The sequence below is a fragment of the Nocardioides bruguierae genome, assembly GCF_023656415.1.
GTDB classification, from domain to species: Bacteria; Actinomycetota; Actinomycetes; order Propionibacteriales; family Nocardioidaceae; genus Nocardioides; species Nocardioides bruguierae.
In genome coordinates this window covers 1-20,541 of the sequence record NZ_JAMOIL010000009.1, presented here as the reverse complement: position 1 = coordinate 20,541, position 20,541 = coordinate 1, and the positions used below count along the sequence as shown (strand labels likewise).

Annotated in this window: 17 protein-coding genes; 10 read left to right on the top strand and 7 right to left on the bottom strand. The window is 75.5% G+C overall.

The genetic code is table 11. The features are described 5' to 3' along the window. Positions 1-12: 12 nt before the first annotated feature. A complete protein-coding gene (locus M8330_RS07990) occupies positions 13-711 on the top strand; it encodes a pirin family protein (RefSeq protein WP_250826908.1) in 699 nt (232 codons plus the stop codon). Between the two features lie 31 nt (positions 712-742). On the opposite strand, the gene M8330_RS07985 is transcribed toward M8330_RS07990, so the two are convergent. Beyond that, complete coding sequence (locus tag M8330_RS07985; RefSeq protein WP_250826907.1) at positions 743-2,344, bottom strand: FAD-binding oxidoreductase; 1,602 nt, start codon at positions 2,342-2,344, stop codon at positions 743-745. Positions 2,345-2,361: 17 nt separating this feature from the next. Here M8330_RS07985 and M8330_RS07980 point away from each other — a divergent pair, with 17 nt between their 5' ends. The 6 genes from M8330_RS07980 (at position 2,362) to M8330_RS07955 (ending at position 9,122) form a co-directional block, all read left to right on the top strand. Continuing rightward, positions 2,362-2,991: a TetR/AcrR family transcriptional regulator gene (locus tag M8330_RS07980; protein ID WP_250826905.1), complete on the top strand. Its 630-nt coding sequence runs from the start codon at positions 2,362-2,364 to the stop codon at positions 2,989-2,991. 1 nt (position 2,992) lies between these two features. Then, entirely contained in the window at positions 2,993-4,561 is a 1,569-nt protein-coding gene (locus M8330_RS07975) for a glycerol-3-phosphate dehydrogenase/oxidase (RefSeq protein ID WP_250826904.1), read from the top strand. A gap of 129 nt (positions 4,562-4,690) precedes the next feature. After that, positions 4,691-5,686 (top strand): helix-turn-helix transcriptional regulator, encoded by a 996-nt coding sequence (locus tag M8330_RS07970; RefSeq protein ID WP_250826903.1) that lies wholly within the window; start codon positions 4,691-4,693, stop codon positions 5,684-5,686. A gap of 84 nt (positions 5,687-5,770) precedes the next feature. After that, complete coding sequence (locus tag M8330_RS07965) at positions 5,771-6,877, top strand: hypothetical protein (protein ID WP_250826902.1); 1,107 nt, start codon at positions 5,771-5,773, stop codon at positions 6,875-6,877. Positions 6,878-7,028: 151 nt separating this feature from the next. Continuing rightward, the gene (locus M8330_RS07960) at positions 7,029-7,568 is read left to right on the top strand and encodes an NfeD C-terminal domain-containing protein (RefSeq protein WP_250826901.1); all 540 of its coding nucleotides are present in this window, start codon (positions 7,029-7,031) and stop codon (positions 7,566-7,568) included. A 48-nt stretch (positions 7,569-7,616) separates the two neighbouring features. Then, positions 7,617-9,122: a flotillin family protein gene (locus M8330_RS07955; protein ID WP_250826900.1), complete on the top strand. Its 1,506-nt coding sequence runs from the start codon at positions 7,617-7,619 to the stop codon at positions 9,120-9,122. A gap of 278 nt (positions 9,123-9,400) precedes the next feature. On the opposite strand, the gene M8330_RS07950 is transcribed toward M8330_RS07955, so the two are convergent. Next, a complete protein-coding gene (locus tag M8330_RS07950) occupies positions 9,401-11,383 on the bottom strand; it encodes a penicillin-binding transpeptidase domain-containing protein (protein ID WP_250826899.1) in 1,983 nt (660 codons plus the stop codon). Positions 11,384-11,462: 79 nt separating this feature from the next. Continuing rightward, the gene (locus M8330_RS07945) at positions 11,463-13,304 is read right to left on the bottom strand and encodes a DEAD/DEAH box helicase (protein WP_250055743.1); all 1,842 of its coding nucleotides are present in this window, start codon (positions 13,302-13,304) and stop codon (positions 11,463-11,465) included. 313 nt (positions 13,305-13,617) lie between these two features. On the opposite strand from M8330_RS07945, the gene M8330_RS21920 reads away from it, so the two are divergent. Both M8330_RS21920 and M8330_RS07940 read left to right on the top strand, forming a co-directional pair. Next, the gene (locus M8330_RS21920) at positions 13,618-13,743 is read left to right on the top strand and encodes a hypothetical protein (RefSeq protein ID WP_272495299.1); all 126 of its coding nucleotides are present in this window, start codon (positions 13,618-13,620) and stop codon (positions 13,741-13,743) included. Positions 13,744-14,071: 328 nt separating this feature from the next. Next, positions 14,072-14,674 carry a YceI family protein gene (locus M8330_RS07940; RefSeq protein WP_250055745.1) on the top strand — a complete coding sequence of 201 codons (603 nt, stop codon included), beginning with the start codon at positions 14,072-14,074 and terminating at the stop codon, positions 14,672-14,674. Between the two features lie 145 nt (positions 14,675-14,819). Here M8330_RS07940 and M8330_RS07935 read toward each other — a convergent pair whose 3' ends face one another. Both M8330_RS07935 and M8330_RS07930 read right to left on the bottom strand, forming a co-directional pair. Beyond that, positions 14,820-16,214: a DUF1501 domain-containing protein gene (locus M8330_RS07935; RefSeq protein WP_250826898.1), complete on the bottom strand. Its 1,395-nt coding sequence runs from the start codon at positions 16,212-16,214 to the stop codon at positions 14,820-14,822. 56 nt (positions 16,215-16,270) lie between these two features. Beyond that, positions 16,271-17,917 carry a DUF1800 domain-containing protein gene (locus tag M8330_RS07930; protein ID WP_250826897.1) on the bottom strand — a complete coding sequence of 549 codons (1,647 nt, stop codon included), beginning with the start codon at positions 17,915-17,917 and terminating at the stop codon, positions 16,271-16,273. 257 nt (positions 17,918-18,174) lie between these two features. Between M8330_RS07930 and M8330_RS07925 the strand changes: the two genes are divergently transcribed. Continuing rightward, positions 18,175-19,200 (top strand): GNAT family N-acetyltransferase, encoded by a 1,026-nt coding sequence (locus M8330_RS07925; RefSeq protein ID WP_250826896.1) that lies wholly within the window; start codon positions 18,175-18,177, stop codon positions 19,198-19,200. A gap of 4 nt (positions 19,201-19,204) precedes the next feature. On the opposite strand, the gene M8330_RS07920 is transcribed toward M8330_RS07925, so the two are convergent. Both M8330_RS07920 and M8330_RS07915 read right to left on the bottom strand, forming a co-directional pair. Next, positions 19,205-19,816, bottom strand: a complete 612-nt coding sequence (locus M8330_RS07920; RefSeq protein ID WP_250826895.1) for a hypothetical protein — start codon at positions 19,814-19,816, stop codon at positions 19,205-19,207. 52 nt (positions 19,817-19,868) lie between these two features. Continuing rightward, on the bottom strand, positions 19,869-20,541 hold a 673-nt coding region (locus M8330_RS07915; protein WP_250826894.1), incomplete at its 5' end, for a PadR family transcriptional regulator.

Here is a 20,541-nt window from a genome sequence, read left to right as displayed (position 1 = left end):
ACCATGATGTCCATGAGCGTCGAGATCCGCCGGGGAACGAGCCGATTCACCACCCGCGAGCCGGGGCGGCACACGCGCCACTCGTTCTCGTTCGGGCAGCACTACGACCCGGAACGGGTCTCGTTCGGGCGGATCACCTGCCACGACGACCACCACCTGCGGCCCGGGTCCGGTTTCAGCGAGCACCACCACGCGGGACTGGAGATCGTCACCTGGGTCCTGACCGGCGCGCTCGAGCACACCGACTCCCTGGGGCACACCGCCACCACCACGCCCGGCACCGTGGCCGTGCAGCACGCCGGCGCGGGCGTCGACCACGCCGAGGTGGCCGCGCAGGGCGTGGGCGCGACGCGGTTCGTGCAGGTCTGGCTCACCCCGGACGACGACGCCGTCGACGCGCCCGCCTCGTTCGAGTCGATCCCGGTGGACCCGGAGGCCCTGGCCTCGGGCGACCTGGTCGACACCGGCGCCCGGCCCCGGTCCGGCGACGCGCGGCTGCTGGTCGCCCGGCTGCCCGCCGGTGGGTCGGTGACCCTGCCGGTCGCACCACTCGTCCACTGCTTCGTGGCGCGCGGGGCGCTGGTCCGCTCGAGCCTGGCCGAGCCGCTGGAGGCGGGCGACGCGTTCCTGCTGGACGGCGAGACCGAGGCCCGCACGGTCACCGCGGCCGTGGCCACCGAGCTGCTCGTCTGGACGCTGCCCGCGCGCTGAGGCAGCGGCCCCGGGCGGGGCGTGCGGCAGGTCAGGGCACGAGCACCCCGGGGTTGAGCACGCCCGTGGGGTCCAGCTCCGCCTTGAGCGCGCGCAGCACGCCGACCCCGACGTCCCCGACCTCGTGGTGCAGCCAGGGGCGGTGGTCGCGGCCCACGGCGTGGTGGTGGGTGATCGTGCCGCCCGCGGCCACGATCGCCTCGCACGCGGCCGCCTTGGCGGCACCCCACCGGGCGGCACGGTCCTGCCCGCCGGGAGCGGCGACGGTGAAGTAGAGCGAGCAGCCGGTCTCGTAGACGTGGCTGACGTGGCACAGCACGAGCGTGCCGTCGCCGAGCGAGGCGGAGACGGCGTCGGTGACGGCCGCCTTGAGCCCGTCGACGCCGGACCAGAAGGTCGCCGTCTCCAACGTCTCGACCAGCACGCCGACGTCGAGCAGCGCGTCGCGCAGGTAGGGCCCGTGGAAGCGCCCGTCGCGCCACGCCTCGCCCGGGCCGGCGCCCAGGTCGGTGCCGCCGTGGGCCGCGAGCACCTCGGCCACCTCCTCCCAGCGTCGTGCCACGTGCCGCGCGGAGCCCTCGACGCCGACCACCACGAGGCACCCGGCGGAGGCGGCCTCGCCGACGGCGGAGGGGTCGGCCAGGTTGAGCGCCGTCTCGGTCTCGTCCGAGATCCGCAGCACCGTGGGCAGCAGGCCCTCCTGCGCCAGCGTGCGCACGGCCGTCGTGGCGGCGGCGAAGTCCGGCAGGCGCCAGCCGCCGAACCGCGCGCTCGAGGGCGCCCGGCGCACCCGCACCGTCACCTCGGTGACCACGCCGAACGCGCCCTCGGAGCCCAGCAGCACCTGACGCAGGTCGGGGCCGGCGGCCGAGGCCGGGGCCACGCCGAGGCGCCACTGCCCGCGGGGCGTGGCGGCGCGCAGGCCGACCACCATCGCGTCGAAGCGTCCGTAGCCGGCCGAGGCCTGCCCGGACGAGCGGGTCGCGGCGAACCCGCCGATGCTGGCGTGCTCGAAGGACTGCGGGTAGTGCCCCAGCACCAGCCCGTGCTCGGCCAGCAGCGCCTCGGCGGCCGGCCCCCGCAGCCCGGCGCCGAGGGTCGCGGTCAGGGACACCTCGTCCAGCGCGAGCAGGGAGTCGAGCCGCACCAGGTCGAGGCTGAGGGCCCCCGCGAGGCCGGCCTCCCGGGCGGTGCGGCCGCCCGCGACGCCGCCGACGACCCCGGTGCCCCCGCCGAACGGCACCACCGCGACCCGGTGGGCCACCGCCAGGTCGAGCACCGCCTGCACCTGGTCGTGGTCGGCCGGGCGCACCACGAGGTCGGGTGCGTCCGCCACGTCCCCGGCGCGGGCGCGCAGCAGGTCCGGGGTCGACTTGCCGGCGGTGCGCAGCCGACGCAGCGCGTCGCCGTCGTCCACGTGCGCGGGGCCGAGGAGGTCGACCAGTGCGGTGCGGACGGCGGCGGGCAGACCGTCGGCCGGGGGCGTGCCGAGCGGCGCGGGCGGCGTCTCGGCCAGCCCGAAGGCGAGCTCGACGAGGCCGCGGGCGGCGGGCGCCAGGGGCTCGGCGCGGTCGGTGGGGCCCCAGCGCTGCGGGTCCATCTCGGTCGGCGGGGCTGTGCGGGAGACGTCCATGCGTTACAGTGTGACATATGCCGTCACTTCGTAACACCGCTGACAGCGAGGGCGACTCCTCCCGCCAGGACGTCTACCTGGACGCGGCGCGCGCCTGCCTCCTCGACCTCGGCTGGCGGCGCACCACCCTCACCGAGGTCTCCCGACGGGCCGCGGTCAGCCGGATGACGATCTACCGCACGTGGGCGGACATGCCGACCCTGCTGGGCGACCTGATGACCCGCGAGTGGTCGCGAGTGATGGCCGACGTGCTGGCGAGCCGCCCCGACGAGGCGAGCCCGGACCGGCCCGTCGACCTGCTCGTGGACGACCTGCTGGCCGCCGTGCGGGCCCTGCGCGAGAACGAGCTGTTCGCCCGCATCGTCGAGCTCGACCCCGAGCTGCTCCTGCCCTACCTGCTCAACCGCCGCGGGCGCAGCCAGGAGCAGATGGCCCAGGTCGTGGCCGGCGCCGTCGCCCGCTGCCAGGAGGCCGGCGCCGCCCGTGCCGGTGACCCGGTGCTCCTCGCCCGCGCGCTGCTGCTCACGCTGCACGGCCACGTCCTCTCCCGCCAGACGATGGTGGACGACGCGGTGGACGAGGCGGCCCTCGAGGCCGAGCTCGCCCACCAGCTGCGGGCCTCGCTCGCGCCCACGGACGGCGCCTGAGATGACCCCCGGCACCACGCCGCGCGTGCGCGCCGGGCTGGCCGACGCGCCGACCCAGGTCGACGTCCTCGTGGTCGGGCTGGGCGCCACCGGCGCCGGCGTCGCGCTCGACGCCGCCGCGCGGGGCCTGCGGGTCCTGGCCGTCGACGCCCACGACCTCGCCCACGGCACCTCGCGGTGGAGCAGCAAGCTGGTGCACGGTGGCCTGCGCTACCTGGCCCACGGCCAGGTCGGGGTGGCGCGCGAGTCCGCGGTCGAGCGGGGGCTGCTGATGAGCCGCACCGCACCGCACCTGACCCACCCGCTGCCGATGCTGGTGCCCCTCGCCGAGGCCACCGGCCACCGCGCCGCCGCCGTCGTGCGCACCGGCCTGGCCGCGGGCGACCTGCTGCGGCACGCGGCCGGCGCGGGCGCGGGCGAGCTGCCCCGCTCCCGCCGCGTCGGCGCCGCCGAGGCTCTCGCCCTGGCGCCCGCCCTGCGGCCCACCGGCCTGCGCGGCGGCCTGCTCGGCTGGGACGGCCGCCTCGAGGACGACGCCCGGCTCGTGATCACCCTCGCCCGGACGGCGGCCCAGCACGGCGCGCACGTGCGCACCCGGGTCCGCGTCGTGGCCACCCGCCCCGGCGGTGCCGACCTGCTCGACACCCGCACCGGGGAGCAGCGGGAGGTCCGCGCCCGCCTGGTCGTCAACGCCACCGGGGTGTGGGCCGGCGACCTGGACCCCTCCCTCCGGCTCACGCCCAGCCGCGGCACCCACCTGGTGGTGCGCACGGCCGCGCTCGGGGGGCTGTCGACAGCGCTCTCGGTGCCCGTGCCCGGCGAGCGGGCCCGCTTCGTGCTGCTGCTGCCCCAGCCGGACGGCACCACCTACGTCGGCCTCACCGACGAGCCGGCCCCCGGGCCGGTGCCCGACGTGCCCGAGCCGACGCCCGGCGAGGTCGCCTTCCTCCTCGACGTGCTCGGCGGGGCGCTCGCCCACCCGCCGGGCCCCGCCGACCTCCTCGGCGCGTTCGCGGGGCTGCGCCCGCTGCTGGCCGGCGCGGGCGGCAGCGGCACCGCGGACCTCTCGCGACGGCACGCCGTCCGCGTGCGGGGCGCCGGGAGTCGTGCCGGTGCCGGTGCCGTGGTCACCGTGGTCGGCGGCAAGCTCACCACCTACCGCCGCATGGCCGAGGACGCCCTCGACGCCGGCCTCGAGGCGACCGGCCTCGCCGCCGGCGCCTGCCGCACCCGCGACCTGCCGCTGGCCGGCGCTGCGCCGCGGCCCGTGCTGGCGGCGCTGGACGCACCGCCCCGCCTCGTCCGCCGCTTCGGCACGGACGCCTCGCTGGTGCTCGCCACCGCGCGCTCCGTCACCGGCCTGGACGACGCCACGCTGCTCGCGCCGGCCTCGCCCACCGCGCCCGTGACCCTCGCCGAGCTGGTCTTCGGCGTGACCCACGAGGGGGCCGCGGAGGTCGAGGACCTGCTGGACCGCCGCACCCGGGTCGGTCTCGTGGCGACCGACGCCGACCAGGTGCGACCCCTGGCCGAGCGGGCGCTCGCGCTGGCCGGCGCAGCGCCCGTCTGAACGGTACGGGCGTGCACGCCGGACCCCCGTCGAGCCCTGCCTTACGGACCGGTACGGCCCGCCGCGACGCGCGTCCAAGAATTGCCTGAAGTCCCCTCCTAGGCCCTCGATCCTCCCTAGGCTCTGCTCATGCCCCTGACTCCCCCGCCCCTCCTCGAGGTCCCCCTGGCGGTCGGCGCGGGCGTCCCCGTCTCCCTCGAGGTCGGACGGGCGACCGCGCAGCTGCGCGCCGGGCGGATCGGCCTGGCCCTGGCAGCCCTCACCTCGGTGGACGCTGATGCACTGAGCGACCTCGACCGCGCCCACCTGCGGCACGCCGAGTGCGACGTGCGCATGGCCCGCGGCGAGCTCGACCAGGCGGCCCGCGTCGTCGAGCGTGCGCGCGCCGAGGCCGCCGGCTCCGACGCCCAGACCCACGCCGTGCTCGCCCTCACCCAGGGTCAGCTCGGCCTGGCCCAGGGGCGCTACGAGGACGCGGCGGGGCACTTCACCACCGTCCACGACCTGCTGCCGTCGGCCGACCCGGCCTGGTTGCCGTGGCGCACCGGCCTGGCCCTCGCGCTCGTGCACCTCTCCCGGCGGCACGAGGCCGAGGAGCACGCCCGCACCCACGTGCGGCTGGCGTTCGCCTCCGGCTCCCAGCACGCCCACGCCCACGCCCTGCGGACGCTGGCCAACGTCACCTCCGCCACCGACCGCGCCGACCTGCTCGAGGCGGCCCGGCAGACGCTGCTCGGCATCGAGGCCGGGCGCCTGACCGCCCAGATCGACACCGACCTGGCGGGTCTGCGGCTGCTCGCTGGCGACCGCGACACCGCGGTGCTGCTGCTGCGCGGGGCCGAGTCGTTCGCCGGCCGCCAGGGCCTCGGCCCGCTGCTGGCCCGTGTGCACAAGCTGCTCGCGATCGTGGGCGAGCAACCGGCCACCACCGGTGGCGAGGCCGTGGCCGACCTGACCCCCGGCGAGCGCCGGGTCGCGGCGCTGGCCATCCAGGGCCTGACGAACCGCCAGGTCGCCGCGGAGCTGCACGTGACGGTCAAGGCCGTCGAGTGGCACCTGTCCCGGGTCTACCGCAAGCTGTCCATCTCCAGCCGTCGGGAGCTGGCCGCCGCGCTCGGCTCCTGAGCCGGGCACCGCGCCCGTTCCCAGCCCCGGCCCGTCCCCGCGTTCGGGCCCCGGCGCCCGGGTGCCGGTGCGACCATGGCGGGCGTGACCGCTGCGACCCCCCGCGCACGTGCGCGCCGCCCGTGGCCGGCGCGCGTCCTCGCGCTGGTCGCCGCGGCCGGGCTGCTGGGCCCGGGGCTGGCCGCCTGTGGGCTGGTGGGCGGCACCCCCCAGGCGCTCGAGGGGCGCGTGCGGCAGGCCCCCGGCGTGGTCGAGGTCGCCGTGCCCGACCCGGACGACGGGGAGCAGGCCCGCATCGACGTCCAGCTGGCCGACGACCTGGACACCGCCTCGGTGGTGGCCGTCGTGCAGCGCACCGTCGACGCCGTCGACTCCGCCGACTACACGCCCTTCCGGCTACGCCTCCTCGACAGCGAGCACTGCACGCCCGAGTCCTGCGGGTGGATCGAGATCGACGGCGACCGACTCCTCGGCCCCGGTGCCGGCGCCGACGTGGCCACCGAGGTCGCCGACGCCGTGGACGTGTGGCGGTCCTGGAGCGACGCCCTGGACGGGTCGGTCGTGCTCTCCCTCGCCTCGACCGACACCCTCACGGCCCGCAGCGACTCGCTGACGCAGGCCCTGGCCGCGCTCGCGCAGGATGCGGTGACCCTGCCCGGCACGCTGGCGGGCCACGTCCGCCTGGACCTCGCCGACCCGCGCCGCCGCCTGGTGGTGACCGGCGCCCCCGACGACCGGGACCGCGACCTCGTGCGACGGCTCAGCGCCGGGCTGCCGCGGGGCGGCGACACGCTCCCGGTGGCCTGGAGCCTCCAGGTCGGTGCCACGGGCTCGGGCGGCGCGGACGTCGACCACGTGCTGCTGCGCGTGGCCACCGCGTCCGCGTCGCCCGAGGGCGTCAGCCGCTGGACGCCCTCGTCACGGCCCCTGCGCCGCTGGCTGGGCTCCGCGCTGCGCACCCTCTCCGACGCGGGGCAGCGCACCGGGGCGGGCACCGTGCAGGTCTCGCTCGAGGACGCGCAGGAGGCCTCCACGACCGCCCTGACCGACCACCCGCTGGCCGTGCGGCGGCTGGGGTGGTGGGTGGCCGGGCAGGAGCCGATCACCCGCCGCGCCGCCTCCCTGCCCGGCGCCGAGGCCTGGGACCGGTGGCTGGCCCAACGGGCTGCCGAGGTCGCCGGTACCGGCTGAGCACGACCGTCCTCCACAGGTCCGGCGCGACCCGCCCGGCACACGGTGCGGCGATGGGGCAGGATGACCCTGTCGAAGTAAAGAAGTGCGGCGAACGTAACGAAGTGCTCGGCGTCTCGACCGTGACCGAACCCCTGGAGGCTGCCCCGCGATGACCGTCTTCCTCGTCCTCGGCGTGGCCGGCGTCCTGGTGCTCGCCCTCTCCCTGGTGCTGGGCGACGTGCTGGACGGGCCGGTCGAGGGTCTCCTCGACGGCCTCTTCGACGGTCTGGGCAGCGACGTGTTCTCCACGGCCGTGCTCGGCTCCTTCGTCTCCGCGCTCGGGTTCTCCGGCGCCATCGCCGAGGCGCTGGGCGCACCGACCCTGGTCAGCACCGCCGTCGGCGTGGGCGGCGGCCTGGTCTTCGGCGCCCTGGCGGTCTGGCTGACCCGGCTCCTGCGCCACGACGACGCCACGGAGCCGCCCAGCACCACCACCGCGGTCGGCTACGAGGGCGTCGTCCTCACCGCCGTCCCGGTCGACGGCTACGGCACCGTCCGCGTGCTGGTCGGCACCCGTGCGCTGCGGGTGAACGCCCGGCTCGACGGCGACCACCCGCTCCCGCTGGAGGCCGGCGAGCGCATCCAGGTCACCGGCTCCGTCTCCCCCACCGCGGTCACCGTCGCGCCCCTGTGGCGCGAGCTGGGCTGACCGCCCACCGCTCCCGGCTCCACCCCCACCGTTCCCGGAAGGAACCCCATGGAACTGCTCCTGCCCATCGGCGGCCTCGTGGTCGTCCTCGTCCTCCTGATCCTGCTGGTCACCAGCCGGTACAAGGTCGCCGGGCCGAACGAGGCGTTCATCGTCACGGGCCGCAAGGGCAGGGCGGTGGTCAACCCGGAGACGGGCGAGCTGACCACGGACCTCTCGGGCCAGAAGGTCATCCTCGGCGGCGGCACGTTCGTCATCCCGTTCGTGCAGAAGCTGGGCACGCTGGACCTCTCCAGCCGCCGCATCTCCGTGCAGATCCGCGGCGCGGTCTCGGGCCAGGGCATCAAGCTCAACGTCGAGGGCGTCGCCATCGTGAAGGTGGGTGGCAACGCCGACCAGATCCGGCTGGCGGCCCAGCGCTTCCTCTCCCAGCAGGAGGACGTCGAGCCGTTCACCCAGGAGGTCCTCGCGGGTGCGCTGCGCTCGATCGTCGGCGGCCTGACGGTGGAGCAGATCATCCGCGACCGTGCCGCCTTCGCCCAGCGCGTGGCGGACGAGTCGGAGAACTCCCTGACCGGCCAGGGCCTCATCCTCGACACCTTCCAGATCCAGGACGTCACCGACGACGGCTCCTACCTGGCCGACCTGGGCCGCCCCGAGGCCGCCCGCGTCGCCCAGGAGGCCCGCATCGCCGAGGCCAACGCGCGCCAGGCCGCCGAGCAGGCGCAGATCGCGGCCGAGCAGGAGATCGCGGTCTCGCAGCGCGTCCTCGCCCTGAAGCAGGCCGAGATCAAGGCCGAGACCGACGCCGCGGCCGCCCAGGCCGCCGCCTCCGGCCCGCTCGCGCAGGCCGACCGTGACCAGGCGATCCTCACGGAGCAGGAGAAGGTGGCCGTGCGCCAGGCGGCGCTGACCGAGCGCCAGCTCGAGACCGAGGTCCGCAAGCCCGCCGACGCGGAGCGCTACCGCGTCGAGCAGGAGGCCGAGGCCAAGCGGTCGGCCGAGATCGCGGCCGCCGAGGCGCGCAAGGCCTCCACCATCCGGGCCGCCGAGGCGCAGGCCGAGGAGGCCCGCCTCACCGGTGAGGCCGAGAAGTCCCGCCGTGCCGCGCTCGCCGAGGCCGAGGCGATCGAGGGTGAGCGCCGCGGTGCCGCCGAGCGCGCCCGTCGTACCGCCGAGGCCGACGCCACCCGCGCCGAGGGCGAGGCCCAGGCCGCCGCGATCGCCGCGGTCGGTCAGGCCGAGGCCGAGGCCATGGACAAGCGCGCGCAGGCGTTCGCCGACTACAACGACGCCGCCGTGCTGCAGATGCTGATCGAGATGCTGCCCCAGCTCGCCAAGGAGGTCGCGGCCCCCATGGCGTCGATCACCGAGCTCACCGTCCTCTCCACCGAGGGCGCCGGTGCCCTGCCGCAGCAGGTGACCACGAACATCGCCCACACGATGGAGATGCTGAAGTCCGCCACCGGGATCGACCTGGAGTCGATGGTCAAGGGCGCCGTCGCCAAGGCCACCCCGGAGGGCGCCGAGACCAGCCTGCCCAACGGCTCCTGACCAGGCCCTCCTGACGCCCCTGCTCGGGGCGTCGGGTGGGCTGGTCCAGCCCTCTGCCCGAACGGGTTACCTCAACCCGGGGAGGCACGGTGAAACGTGGTCCCAGGCTGGTCGTGAGTGCCATGATGCGCGCGTCGACCTCGGAGGGAGCACTTCGATCGACTGCGGAGCCCCTTGCTGACCCCATGCGGCAAGGGGCTCCGTCCCGTCGCGGGGCGTTGTCCCCGCCCCGCGACGGGCACCCTCCGTCCCCGGTCGCCACGGCCCCGCCGGCCCGCTCAGCGTGCGGCGCGGAGGAACCCCTCGATGATCGGCCCGGCCGTGCCGGAGCCCGAGTCGCCGAGATCCACGTAGACCGCCACCGCGAGGTCGCCCTGGGCGGCGACCATCCAGGCGTGGGTGCGGGTCGTGCCGTCGTCGTCGAACTCGGCCGTGCCGGTCTTGGCGATGACCGGCGCACCGGGCACGTCGAGCAGGCCGCGGCCGGAACCGTCGGTGACGACGCCGCGCAGCAGCGACGTCAGCTGCCGGGCCTCGGCCCCGGTGAGCGGCGCGGCGTCGGCGGGCGCCTCGTCCTGCTCGCCGCGGACCAGCCACGGGACGACGGTCTCGCCGGCCGCCACCGAGCCGATGACCGCGGCCATCGTCATCGGGCTGGCCAGCACCCGGCCCTGACCGATCATGTCGGCGGCCGCCTCGGTCTCGCTCTCGGGCTCCGGCACCTGGCCGAAGTAGGCGGGGAAGCCGACCTCGTGGTCGACACCGAGGCCCAGCGAGGCGGCGGCCGCGGCCAGGTCGCCGTCGTCCAGGTCGTCGTAGGAGGAGATGAAGGCGGTGTTGCAGGAGTTGGCCACGGCGGTGGCGAGCGTGACCCGGCCCAGGCCGGAGGCCGGGTAGTCGTCGTAGTTCTCGAACGCGCGGCCGTCGACGGTGGCGGTGGGCGTGCAGGCCACCTGCGTGCTCGGGGTCAGGCCGGCGCGCAGCAGCGCCAGGCTGCTGACGATCTTGAAGGTCGAGCCCGGGGCGGCCTGCCCGTAGGTGGCGACGTTGACGCCGCCGGTGCCGGGCCCGTTGGCGGCGGCCAGGATCGCGCCCGTGCTGGGGCGGATCGCCACCAGGGCGCTGGCGGGGCCGACGTCGGCCAGCAGGGCCTCCGCGGACTCCTGGAGCCCGAGGTCGAGGCTCAGCCGGAGGGGCTTCCCGTCGGTGGGGGCCACCCGGAACAGCTCGCGGGCCTCGCCGTCCCCGTCGTCGGCGGGCTCGGCCTCGACCACGAGGCCGGGCGTGCCGCGCAGCGTGTCGTCGTAGCGGGCCTGGAGGCCGGAGACGCCGGCGACGTCGCCCACGGCGTAGGTCTCGGGGTCCTCGGCGACCATCTCCGCCGTCACGTCCCCCACCGAGCCCAGGATCTCGGCGGCGAAGCCGCGGGTCGGGGCCAGGTCCTGGGTGGAGCGGACGGCCAGGACGCCGGGCACGTCCTCGTAGCTCACCCCGAGCCGGGCCGGCACGTCGGCCAGGCGGTAGGTGATCGCCTCGACGTAGGCCTGGTCACCCGCCTGGCGCACGCGAGAGACGAAGGAGGCCGCGTCCACGTCGGTCAGGCCGGCCAGCGTCCGGGCCGAGGCCAGGGCCCGCTGGAGGCCCACCTGCGACTTGTCGATGCCGAAGGTGACCACCGGGCGCGCGGTGACGAGGGTGCGTCCCCCGGCACCGACCACGTCGCCGCGGTCGGGCGTGAGCGTGGTGGCGTCCAGCGTCTCGCCCTCGGCCAGGGAGGGCTCGACGACGGAGGGCTGCCACACCAGCGTCCAGGACCGGTCGTCGGTGCCGTCCCCGTCCTCGTCGCGGGCCTGCCCGGAGACCTCGAGGTCGGCGGTCGTCTCGTACTCCCAGGCACCGGCCGTGAACGGCCACGACCAGCGCAGGGTGACGCTCGCGCGCGGCTCCTCGCCCTCCTGCGTCCCGTCGGAGGTGATCTCCGCGGAGGTCACGGTGACGGTGGGCTGCAGGTCTCCGAGACCGGCCACGATCTCGCCCAGCTCGGCGTTGACCGCACGCGGCGTCGCGCCGACGACGGCGCCCTGGAGCGAGCCCGCGCTCAGCTGGGTGGCGAGGGCCTCGGCCGTGCTCGCGGGGTCCGCCGGCTCGGGGTCACCGCCCAGCCCCAGCACCGAGCACGCGGAGAGCGGGCCGACGGCCAGGACCGCGAGAGCGGCGAGCCCGGCGGTGCGGGCGCGGGGGGACGAGGGGTGCCGAGACATGCGCCCATGGTCCCAGGACGCACCGACGGCCCCGGCGCCAACCCGCCGGGGCCGTGCTGGAGCTGCTGGAGCGTCCGGGTCAGTCCCGGTTCTTGTGCCGCGGCTTGCGGTCCTTGAAGTCGCCGCGGCCGCCACGGTCGTCGTCACGCCGGGGGCGACCGCCACCGGAGCGGGGGCCGCCGCCGCTGAAGCGCGGGCCCTTGTCGGGCTTGATCTCGATCAGCTTGCCGGAGATCCGGGTGTTCTCCAGGGCCTGGTAGACCGAGGCCGGGAGGTCCGCCGGCAGCTCCACGAGGGAGAAGTCGGGGCGGATCTGGATCTTGCCGAAATCGCGACGGTTGAGGCCGCCCTCGTTGGCCAGCGCGCCGACGATCTGACGGGGCTCGACGCGGTGCCGCTTGCCCACCTCGATCCGGTACTGGGCCAGGCCCTCGCCGCCGCCGCGGCGACGGTCGTGCCCGGCGTTGCCGGAGCGCTCGTCACGACCGCCGCGCTCGGGGCGCTCACGGCCCGGGGGCGGGGTCTCGATGGCGTCGCGGGAGGGGTCGAGCAGCAGCGGGGTGTCGCCCTGCGCCACGACGGCAAGCGCAGCCGCCACGTCGGCCTCGGGTACGTCGTGGTGCCGGACGTAGTGGTCGACGATGTCGCGGAACGCGGTGATCCGCTCGCTCTGCTCCAGCGCCTCGGTGATGGCGTCGTCGAAGCGCGTGAGGCGCGTGGAGTTCACGTCCTCGATGCTCGGCAACTCCATGGCGGCCAGCGGCTGGCGCGTGGCCTTCTCCAGGTGCTTGAGCAGGTAGCGCTCGCGCGGGGTGACGAAGGAGATCGCGTCCCCGGAGCGGCCGGCACGCCCCGTCCGGCCGATGCGGTGCACGTAGGACTCGGTGTCGGTGGGGATGTCGTAGTTCAGCACGTGGCTGATCCGCTCGACGTCGAGACCGCGGGCGGCGACGTCGGTGGCCACCAGGACGTCCAGGGTGCCGTCCTTGAGCTGGCCGACGGTGCGCTCGCGCACGTTCTGCGGCACGTCACCGTTGATCGCCGCGGCGGCGAAGCCACGGGCACGCAGCTTCTCGGCGACCGTCTCGGTCTCCTGCTTGGTGCGGACGAAGACGATCATCGCCTCGAAGTTCTCGACCTCGAGGATGCGGGTCAGCGCGTCGATCTTCTGCTGGTAGCGCACCACCAGGTAGCGCTGGGTGATGTTGCTGGCCGTGGCGGTGCGACCCTTGACGTGGATCTCCACGGGGTCGTTGAGGTACTGCTGGCTCAGCCGACGGATCGTGTTCGGCATGGTGGCCGAGAACAGGGCGACCTGCTTCGTCATCGGCGTCTCGGCGAGGATCGTCTCGACGTCCTCGGAGAAGCCCATCGTCAGCATCTCGTCGGCCTCGTCGAGGACGAGGAAGCGCAGCTCGGAGAGGTCGAGCGTGCCCTTGTCGAGGTGGTCGATGATGCGGCCGGGGGTGCCGACCACGATGTGCACGCCGCGGCGCAGCGCGGAGAGCTGCACGCCGTAGCCCTGGCCGCCGTAGACCGGCAGCACGCGGACGCCGGGGGTCTTGGCGGCGTACTTCTCGAACGCCTCGCACACCTGGAGCGCCAGCTCGCGGGTGGGCGCGAGCACGAGCGCCTGCGGGGAGGACTGCTTCAGGTCCAGGCGGGACAGGATCGGCAGCGCGAACGCCGCGGTCTTGCCCGTGCCGGTCTGGGCGAGGCCCATGACGTCACGGCCGGCCAGCAGCGTGGGTATGGTCTCCGCCTGGATGGCGGAGGGGGACTCGTACCCGACGGCCCGCAGCGCGTCGAGCACCGGCTCGGAGAGACCGAGGTCGGCGAAGCCCGGCGCGGTCTCCTCGACCGCCTCCTCGGGCTGGGTGGCCTGCACGTCGTCGGCGGCCGGGGAAATCTCATCACTCACCTGACAAGGGTAGGGGCTCACCCGCCCGCGGGAGCCATCGTCGCGCCCGCCCCCGTCGAGGCACCCGCTCCCACCGTCTCGACACGCTCCAGGTGAACGACGGGCGACGCGGTCGTTCACCTTCCGTTCACCTTTTCTCAGGACGCCTCCACGGGCGCCGATGAGGACATCGCTGCACGTCAGCGGGCTGCGGCGCCGGCTTCGTCAGGTCGACGGCGACGCCGCGACACGCGTCCGACCCGGGCAATGACGTGCGAAGGGTGAATCACCCTGCTATCTTCGGTGAACAGAAAGTGAACGGGAGGTGTCGATCATGACTGACACTCTGCTGACCGACGGCATCCACCTGGTGTGGGAGAACGTCGTCGAGTCCGATGGCTCCAGCCACCTGGAGTCGCACTGGGAGCGCGACGGCGTCGTCGTGACCCAGGCAGCCTGACAGGCCTCACGGCCCTCCACGACCTGACGGCCACCCGTCAGGCCCCTGCAGCTCGAGCCGCCCTCGGCCAATGAGGGCGGCTCGAGTGCATTTTTCCGGCACGTGCGTGCGCGGTGTCGAGCACCTTAACTCCCAGGTCAGGGCTCGTGCCAGCGCCGGTGCCGAGGGTGCTGCCACGCGGGTGGTCCAGATATTTCTCCGGCGAGGGGGAATGGATCTGGACCGCGGTCCGGTTAGGGTGGTTGAAGTTTGCACGACCTCCCGCCGGGCGGTCGTCCCGCCCGGCGAGATCTCGCCGAACCACCCGATCAGATCAAGGAGATCCACCATGCCGCTCTTCGGCCGCACCAAGACCGAGGCCCCCGCCTCCGCCTTCGACGCCCCCACCCAGACCCTCTCCGACATCTCGGGCGACTACGCGATCGACGCGAGCCACAGCCGCCTGGGCTTCTCCGCCCGCCACGCGATGGTCACCACCGTCCGCGGCCAGTTCCAGGACTGGGAGGGCTCGGCCAAGGTCGACACCGCCAACCCCGCCGCGTCCTCGGTGAAGGTCTCCATGAAGGCCGGCTCGCTGGACACCGGCTCCGCCGACCGCAACGGTCACCTCTACTCCGGCGACTTCTTCGACGTCGAGACCTACCCCGAGGTCACCTTCGTCTCCACCGCCGTGTCCAAGGACGGCGACGACTGGACGATCACCGGCGACCTGACCATCAAGGGCGTCTCCAAGCCGGTCACCATCGAGTTTGAGTTCACCGGCTCGGCCACCGACCCGTTCGGCAACACCCGCATCGGCTTCGAGGGCGCGACCACCATCAACCGCAAGGACTGGGGCCTGGAGTGGAACGCCGCGCTCGAGACCGGCGGCGTCCTCGTCTCCGACAAGATCAAGCTCGAGTTCGACATCTCGGCGATCAAGTCCGCCTGATCCCGCCCGGGCGCGCTGCGCGCCGTCCCCTCTGACTGACAGCGGTCGGGACGAGCGCGCGAGCGCCTCGGACGGACCACGAGGCCGGCACCACCGTGGGGGTGGTGCCGGCCTCGTGCCGTTCCGAGAGGGCCCTCGAGACCGCTCAGGCAGCCGAGCGCGCCGCGCCGGCCGAGGTCATGAACCCGGTGCGGGTCCACTGGTGGCCCGGAAACACGGCGGCCGTGGAGGCACCGGTGCGGGCGCTGACCACCTCGGCCAGCACGTCGCGGTAGTCCGTGGTCACGGGGACGTCGGCGTCCAGGCTGTTCTCCAGGCCCGGCCAGCGGCCGTAGTAGCCGCCCTTGACGCCCGCCCCGGCGACCAGCATCACGCTGCCCCAGCCGTGGTCGGTGCCGCGGCTGCCGTTCTCCTGCACGCGCCGGCCGAACTCGGTGACGGTCACCAGCGTGACCTTCTCGGCCACCGGGCCGAGGTCGGCGAAGAACGCGCCCACGCTGGAGGCCAGCTCGGTGACGTTGTCGACCATCCAGCCGCTCGCGACCGTGCCCATGCCGACGTGCATGTCCCACGAGCCGGTGTCCACGGTGACGGCGGCGACGCCGATGTCCGCCTTGAGCACGCGCGCGACGTCGGCCAACGCCTCGCCGACCCCGCCGGTGTAGCCCCGACGGCGGCCGGTCCGGACCTGCTGGGCGGGTGCCAGGTCGACGAGCGAGGTGAGCGCGGTGCGCACGCCCGCGCCCATCTCCGAGCCCCCCTTCCCCCAGAGCGCGTTCAGCGCCCGGCGGCGCGGCGAGCGGCGGTCGCGGGCGTCCCCGCCGGCCAGCTCGGCGCGGTCCAGCTCGCCGAAGCTCATCACCGTGCTCGGCCCCGCCAGCAGGGTCGGGATGCCCGAGCCCACCGCGAGCGCCTCGACGGTGGCCTGGTCGCCGTTGGCGCCGACGAGGCGGTTGAGCCAGCCGGAGCGCTCGGCGGAGCCCGGGGCGGCGTCCTCGAGCTCCTCCATGGCCGCGAAGTGCGAGCGGTTGGCCACCGGCAGGCCGGTGGCGTGGATGGCGGCCAGCCGGCCGCTCTGCCACAGCGGCATCAGCGGCGACATCGCCGGGTGCAGCCCGAACTGGGCGTCCGCGGCCAGCAGGGCGGCACGCGGCACGGCCGTGGTCGGCCGACCGGCGTAGTAGGCGGCGTCGGCGTGCGGCACGACCATCGAGAGGCCGTCGGCGGCGCCGCGCAGCGACACCACGACGATGACGGACGAGGCCGGGCGCGGCTGCGGCGTCACCGGGCCGGCTGCCGCGGCGCCGCCGGCGTAGGTGATCGACGCGCCGCCGACCATGACGGAGGTGCCGCCGAGCACCGCGCCGCGCAGCAGCGAGCGGCGGTCGGTGAGGAGGCGGCCCTCGGTGCAGCCGGGGTGCGGGGCCACGTCCCCGGTGTCGGGGGTGTCGGGGGCGTCGGGGGCGTGGGACGCGGCGGGGTCGGCGTCGAGCGGGGGGACCGCGTGCAGGGGGCGGTGGGTGGGGTGCGGGGAGGTCATGGGGTTCCGTCCTGGAGGGGATGACCCGGGTCCGTCCTGGACCCGGGCGTGGCGGCTCAGTGGTAGTAGAACTCCGGGCTGTCGAGCACGGCGGCGACGAGCTGGGCCCAGCCGGCGGCGAGTCTGCGGTCGCGGGAGTCGACGCGGACGCCGGGCCCGATCCGGGTGGCGGCCGTGGCCGCCTTGAGGAGGCTGCGGGAGGCGGTGCGGCCCAGCAGCCGGCGGCTGAGGTGGTCGACGAGCTGGTCGAAGCGCAGGCGCCCCTCGGGCACCAGCTGCGTCATCGTCGGGTGGACGACGTCGACGACCGGCCAGGTGCGGCTGGCCATCTGCCAGTGCACCGTCATCGAGGCCAGCGCCCGGGTCGGGGACGCCCAGGCGCGGTTGCCCAGGGGCTGGCCGTCGGGGCGCGGCCAGGCGAAGGGGCTCAGGCCGAGGGAGGCCGCCTGGGAGCGCAGCTGGCGGGCCGCGGAGGCCTCGTTGCGCGGTCGGGTCAGGCGCACGCCCAGCACGCGGTAGGTGGCCACCACGTCGTCGTCCGCGTCGCGCAGCCGACGGTCGACCGCCCGCGCGAACTCCGGCGAGGCGAGCAGCACCCGCAGCACCGGCACGATCGCGGTGTCGTGCTCGAGGTAGGCCTGGGCCAGCCGGTCGACCAGCGCCTCGGGCACCGACTCGGCGTCCACGAAGGTCATGACGAGCTTGGTGGCGATCCGGCGGGCGGTGGCCGGGTGGTGCGCCAGGTAGGTGAGCATCGCGCCCACGGCGTCCTTGCCGGTGGCGTCGGTGTTGGCGTGCGCGAACCCGCACACGTCGACGGCACCGGTGGCGTGCCAGTCGGCCCGGAAGCGGGTCTCGAACTCGCCCCAGGTGAAGGTCCAGCCGGTCAGCACGCGGGCCGCGTCCTTGATGTCGTCCTCGGTGTGGTTCCCCACGCCGACGGTGTGCAGCTCGAGGAGCTCGCGGCCGAGGTTCTCGTTCGGGTGCCACCGCGTGGAGCTGTTGTTGTTGAGGTAGGCGAGCATCGCGGGGTGCGTGGTGGTCGCGCGCAGCAGGTCCTCGAACCGGCCCAGCGCGTGGGCCCGGACGCGGTCGCCGTACTCGACGCGCAGCACGCCCATGTTGTCGGCGGCCACCGGCACGTGCAGGTGGTTCTCCCAGAACTCGGTCATCACCTCGAGCACCTGGTGGGGCGAGACGATGCGGCGGGCGAGCGCGCGCTGGGCGTAGTCGTCCATCAGCAGCCAGAGGCTGCGGGTGCCGGCCGTGTGCCGGGCCAGCACCTCGACGCCGGTCAGCGAGAGGTCGGGCCACCAGCCGGCCACCAGCCGGTCGGCAGCACCGGGGTCGGCGGTCGCGGCGGCGACCTGGGCCTCGAACCAGGCGGGCCCGCCGAGGCGGGTCACCTCCTCCACGAGGTCGGGGGTGATGCCGTAGGTGAAGCGGTTGAGGAGGTGCCGGTCGGCACGGCTCGCGACGGGGGTCGCGTTCCAGCGGCGGGGGCGGCGCGTGCGGGACGCGGCCGCGGCGGCCGGGCTGGTGGCGACACCGGTGGCCGCGGCGCCCGCGACGAGGGTGCCGCCGCCGAGGGCGCGCAGGGCACGTCGGCGGCCGAGGCCGGTCGGGGCGGGGCGGAGGTGGAGCGGGGCGGGTGCGTCCTGGGCACCGGTGGCACCGTGGACGCTGCTGGCGGAGCTGGTCACGGGAGTTCTCCTGGTCTGGGGTCACCCGGAACGTCGGCGTCCGGCGCAACCGATTGAGGAACGCAGCCCGACGAACGTCGGACCTTCACATCTCCCTCATGCGCTCGGGACCCTCGTCCCACGCCTCCGGGACACTCCCGGGGACGCCCACGTGCCCACCCGAGCGGCCCTGCACCGGGCCCGCTCGCGCCGCTCGCTCGCGCTGCCCGGGCGCAAACCCGTGGCGCCGTCCGGGGGCCGTGCCCGACACTCCTCGGGTGCCCGACGACGCCGCCACCGTGCCCCTCCCGACGCTGCCCGCGGGCTACCGCGCGCGCCGGCTCGTCCTCGCCGACGCGGCGGCCGTGACCGCCGTCGTCGCAGCCCAGGACGTCGCGGACACCGGCGAGGTGATGGTCGAGGAGGCGGACGTGGTGGGCGACTGGCAACGTCCGTCCTTCGACCTGGCCACCAGCGCGGTGGGCGTGGAGACGGTGCCGGACGACGCCGCCTCGAACTCCGGTACGGGCTCCGGGGCGGGCTCCGGGGCGGGCTCCGCGACTGCCCAGCAGCCCGGCGTCCTCGTGGCCGTCGCCGAGGTGCACCGCGACCGGGCGGAGGTCGCCGTCCACCCCGACCACCGTGACCGCGGTCTCGGCACCGCTCTGGACCACTGGGTGCTCGCGCTGGCCCGTGCCCGGGGCGAGCGCAGCGTCGGCTCGCCCGTGCTCGAGGGCTCCGCCGGCGACCGGCTCCTCGCCGACCTCGGCTGGGCCGTGCGCTGGCACAGCTGGGTGCTCGCGCTGCCCGAGGGCGTCGACGTGCCCGAGCGGCCACTGCCTGCGGGCTACACGGCGCGTGCGGCCGCACCGGAGGAGCACCGGGCCTGCTGGACGCTGAACGAGGACGCGTTCCTGGAGTGGTCCGACCGCCCCCGCGACGGCTACGAGGACTGGGCGGCGCTCACCGTCGAGCGCCCCGGCTTCGAGCCGTGGCAGCTGCGGGTGGTGGTGGACGAGGCGGGTGAGGTCGTCGCGCTGGCGCTGGTGCAGATGATGACCACCGAGCAGGGCGGCAGGGAGCGCACCGAGGCCTACGTGGCCCGGCTGGCGACCCGGGCCGACCAGCGGGGTCGAGGTCTCGCGCAGGCGCTGCTCGTGGACGTCTTCGCCGAGGGACGCCGTCGCGGCGCGAGCCTGTGCACGCTGTCCACCGACTCCCGCACGGGCGCACTGGGGCTCTACGAGAAGGTCGGCATGCGGGTCACCTCGTCGTGGGTGAACCGGGCGGCCGCGCTCGACTGAGCGCTCAGGCCGGCAGCACCACCGTGGAGACCACGCGGGTGACCGAGGGCCGCACCGGCGTCGAGGAGAAGCCGAAGCCGGGCTCGGGGTCGACCGGTGCGAGGTCGCCCAGGTCCACCCCGTCCAGGCTCCCACGGGCGCGGACGACGGCGTGGTGGTCGAGCGCCCCGTAGTACTCGCGCCTCCCGTGCCCGGCGCTGCCGCGGGTACGCACGCCGCGCAGCAGCAGGCGGGCCACCGGGTCGGTGAGGGTGCTGAACGCCGGGCTGCCGGCCAGTCCGCGGGGCACCAGGCGCAGCGCCGTGCCGAGGGCGGTGCGCCCGCCGACGTCCAGCGTGAGCTCGAGGCTGTCGGAGCGGACCCGCCACCCGTCGGCGGCGAACGGCTCCACCCGCACCTCGTCGAAGGTGTAGGTGCTCGCGACGAACTCCGCGACCGCGCGGCTCGGGGCCAGCAGCAGCCGGCGTCCGCCGGCCGTGGCCACCATCGCGTCGGCGAACGCGCCGAGCGGTGAGGTGTGCCAGGCGCCCACGACGACGCGGACCCCCGACGTGGAGCCGACCCCCGCGATCGCGCCGGAGAAGCGCTGCACGCGGGGGCCGGTCGTGGTGCTCACCGCGCCAGCGTAGGCATCCGTGCCAGGGAGGCGGGTCGGGCGCGGGCGCCCCTCACTCCTGCGAGCCCTCCTCGGACTCGGACTCGGTCTCGGCGTCGGGAGCAGCCGGGGCATCCTCCTGGGGCCCGGGCTCAGCGAGGATGCCGTAGAGGCGGCGGCGGACGTCGGCCAGCACCCCGGCCGCGGCCTCGCGCTGGGCGGCGGAGCCGACGACGGCGACCTGCCAGACCGCGGCGAGCAGCTGCCCGACCTCGGCCCGCAGCTCGGGGTAGGCGTCCTCGCCCGCGTCGGCCTCGGCGTCGAACGGCGCCCAGACCTGGGCGAGCTCCTCGGCGTGCTCGTCGGCCCAGGCGCGGCCGGCGTACGTCAGCTCGAGCCGGCGACGGTTGCCGGCGGTCACGGTGACCACCAACCCCTCGTCCTCGAGCTGGGCGACGGTCGGGTAGACCGAGCCGGGGCTGGGGCGCCAGGCGCCGTCGGTGCGCTCGCCGATGCGCTGGATGGCCTGGTAGCCGTTCAGCTCCTGCTCCGCAGAGGCGGCCTCGACCAGCACGGCGAGCAGCGCGATGCGCACGTCCCCGCGGCGCACGGGCGGGCGGCCCTCGCGACCGGGCAGACCGCCGCGTCCGCCGGGGCCGCCGAGGCCGAGCAGCGCCACCCACGGCGGCAGCGGGCGGCCGGGGCCCTGGTGCGGGCCGTGGTGGCCGTGCCGGCCCCCGGGGCCG

What these genes read in the sequence shown, in the direction of transcription:
- M8330_RS07950 (WP_250826899.1), bottom strand. Translation starts at nt 11,383, where the DNA reads ATGTCTCGGCACCCCTCGTCCCCCCGCGCCCGCACCGCCGGGCTCGCC.
- M8330_RS07990 (WP_250826908.1), top strand. Translation starts at nt 13, where the DNA reads ATGAGCGTCGAGATCCGCCGGGGAACGAGCCGATTCACCACCCGCGAG.
- M8330_RS07970 (WP_250826903.1), top strand. Translation starts at nt 4,691, where the DNA reads ATGCCCCTGACTCCCCCGCCCCTCCTCGAGGTCCCCCTGGCGGTCGGC.
- M8330_RS07980 (WP_250826905.1), top strand. Translation starts at nt 2,362, where the DNA reads ATGCCGTCACTTCGTAACACCGCTGACAGCGAGGGCGACTCCTCCCGC.
- M8330_RS07955 (WP_250826900.1), top strand. Translation starts at nt 7,617, where the DNA reads ATGGAACTGCTCCTGCCCATCGGCGGCCTCGTGGTCGTCCTCGTCCTC.
- M8330_RS07935 (WP_250826898.1), bottom strand. Translation starts at nt 16,214, where the DNA reads ATGACCTCCCCGCACCCCACCCACCGCCCCCTGCACGCGGTCCCCCCG.
- M8330_RS07940 (WP_250055745.1), top strand. Translation starts at nt 14,072, where the DNA reads ATGCCGCTCTTCGGCCGCACCAAGACCGAGGCCCCCGCCTCCGCCTTC.
- M8330_RS07985 (WP_250826907.1), bottom strand. Translation starts at nt 2,344, where the DNA reads ATGGACGTCTCCCGCACAGCCCCGCCGACCGAGATGGACCCGCAGCGC.
- M8330_RS07975 (WP_250826904.1), top strand. Translation starts at nt 2,993, where the DNA reads ATGACCCCCGGCACCACGCCGCGCGTGCGCGCCGGGCTGGCCGACGCG.
- M8330_RS21920 (WP_272495299.1), top strand. Translation starts at nt 13,618, where the DNA reads ATGACTGACACTCTGCTGACCGACGGCATCCACCTGGTGTGGGAGAAC.
- M8330_RS07960 (WP_250826901.1), top strand. Translation starts at nt 7,029, where the DNA reads ATGACCGTCTTCCTCGTCCTCGGCGTGGCCGGCGTCCTGGTGCTCGCC.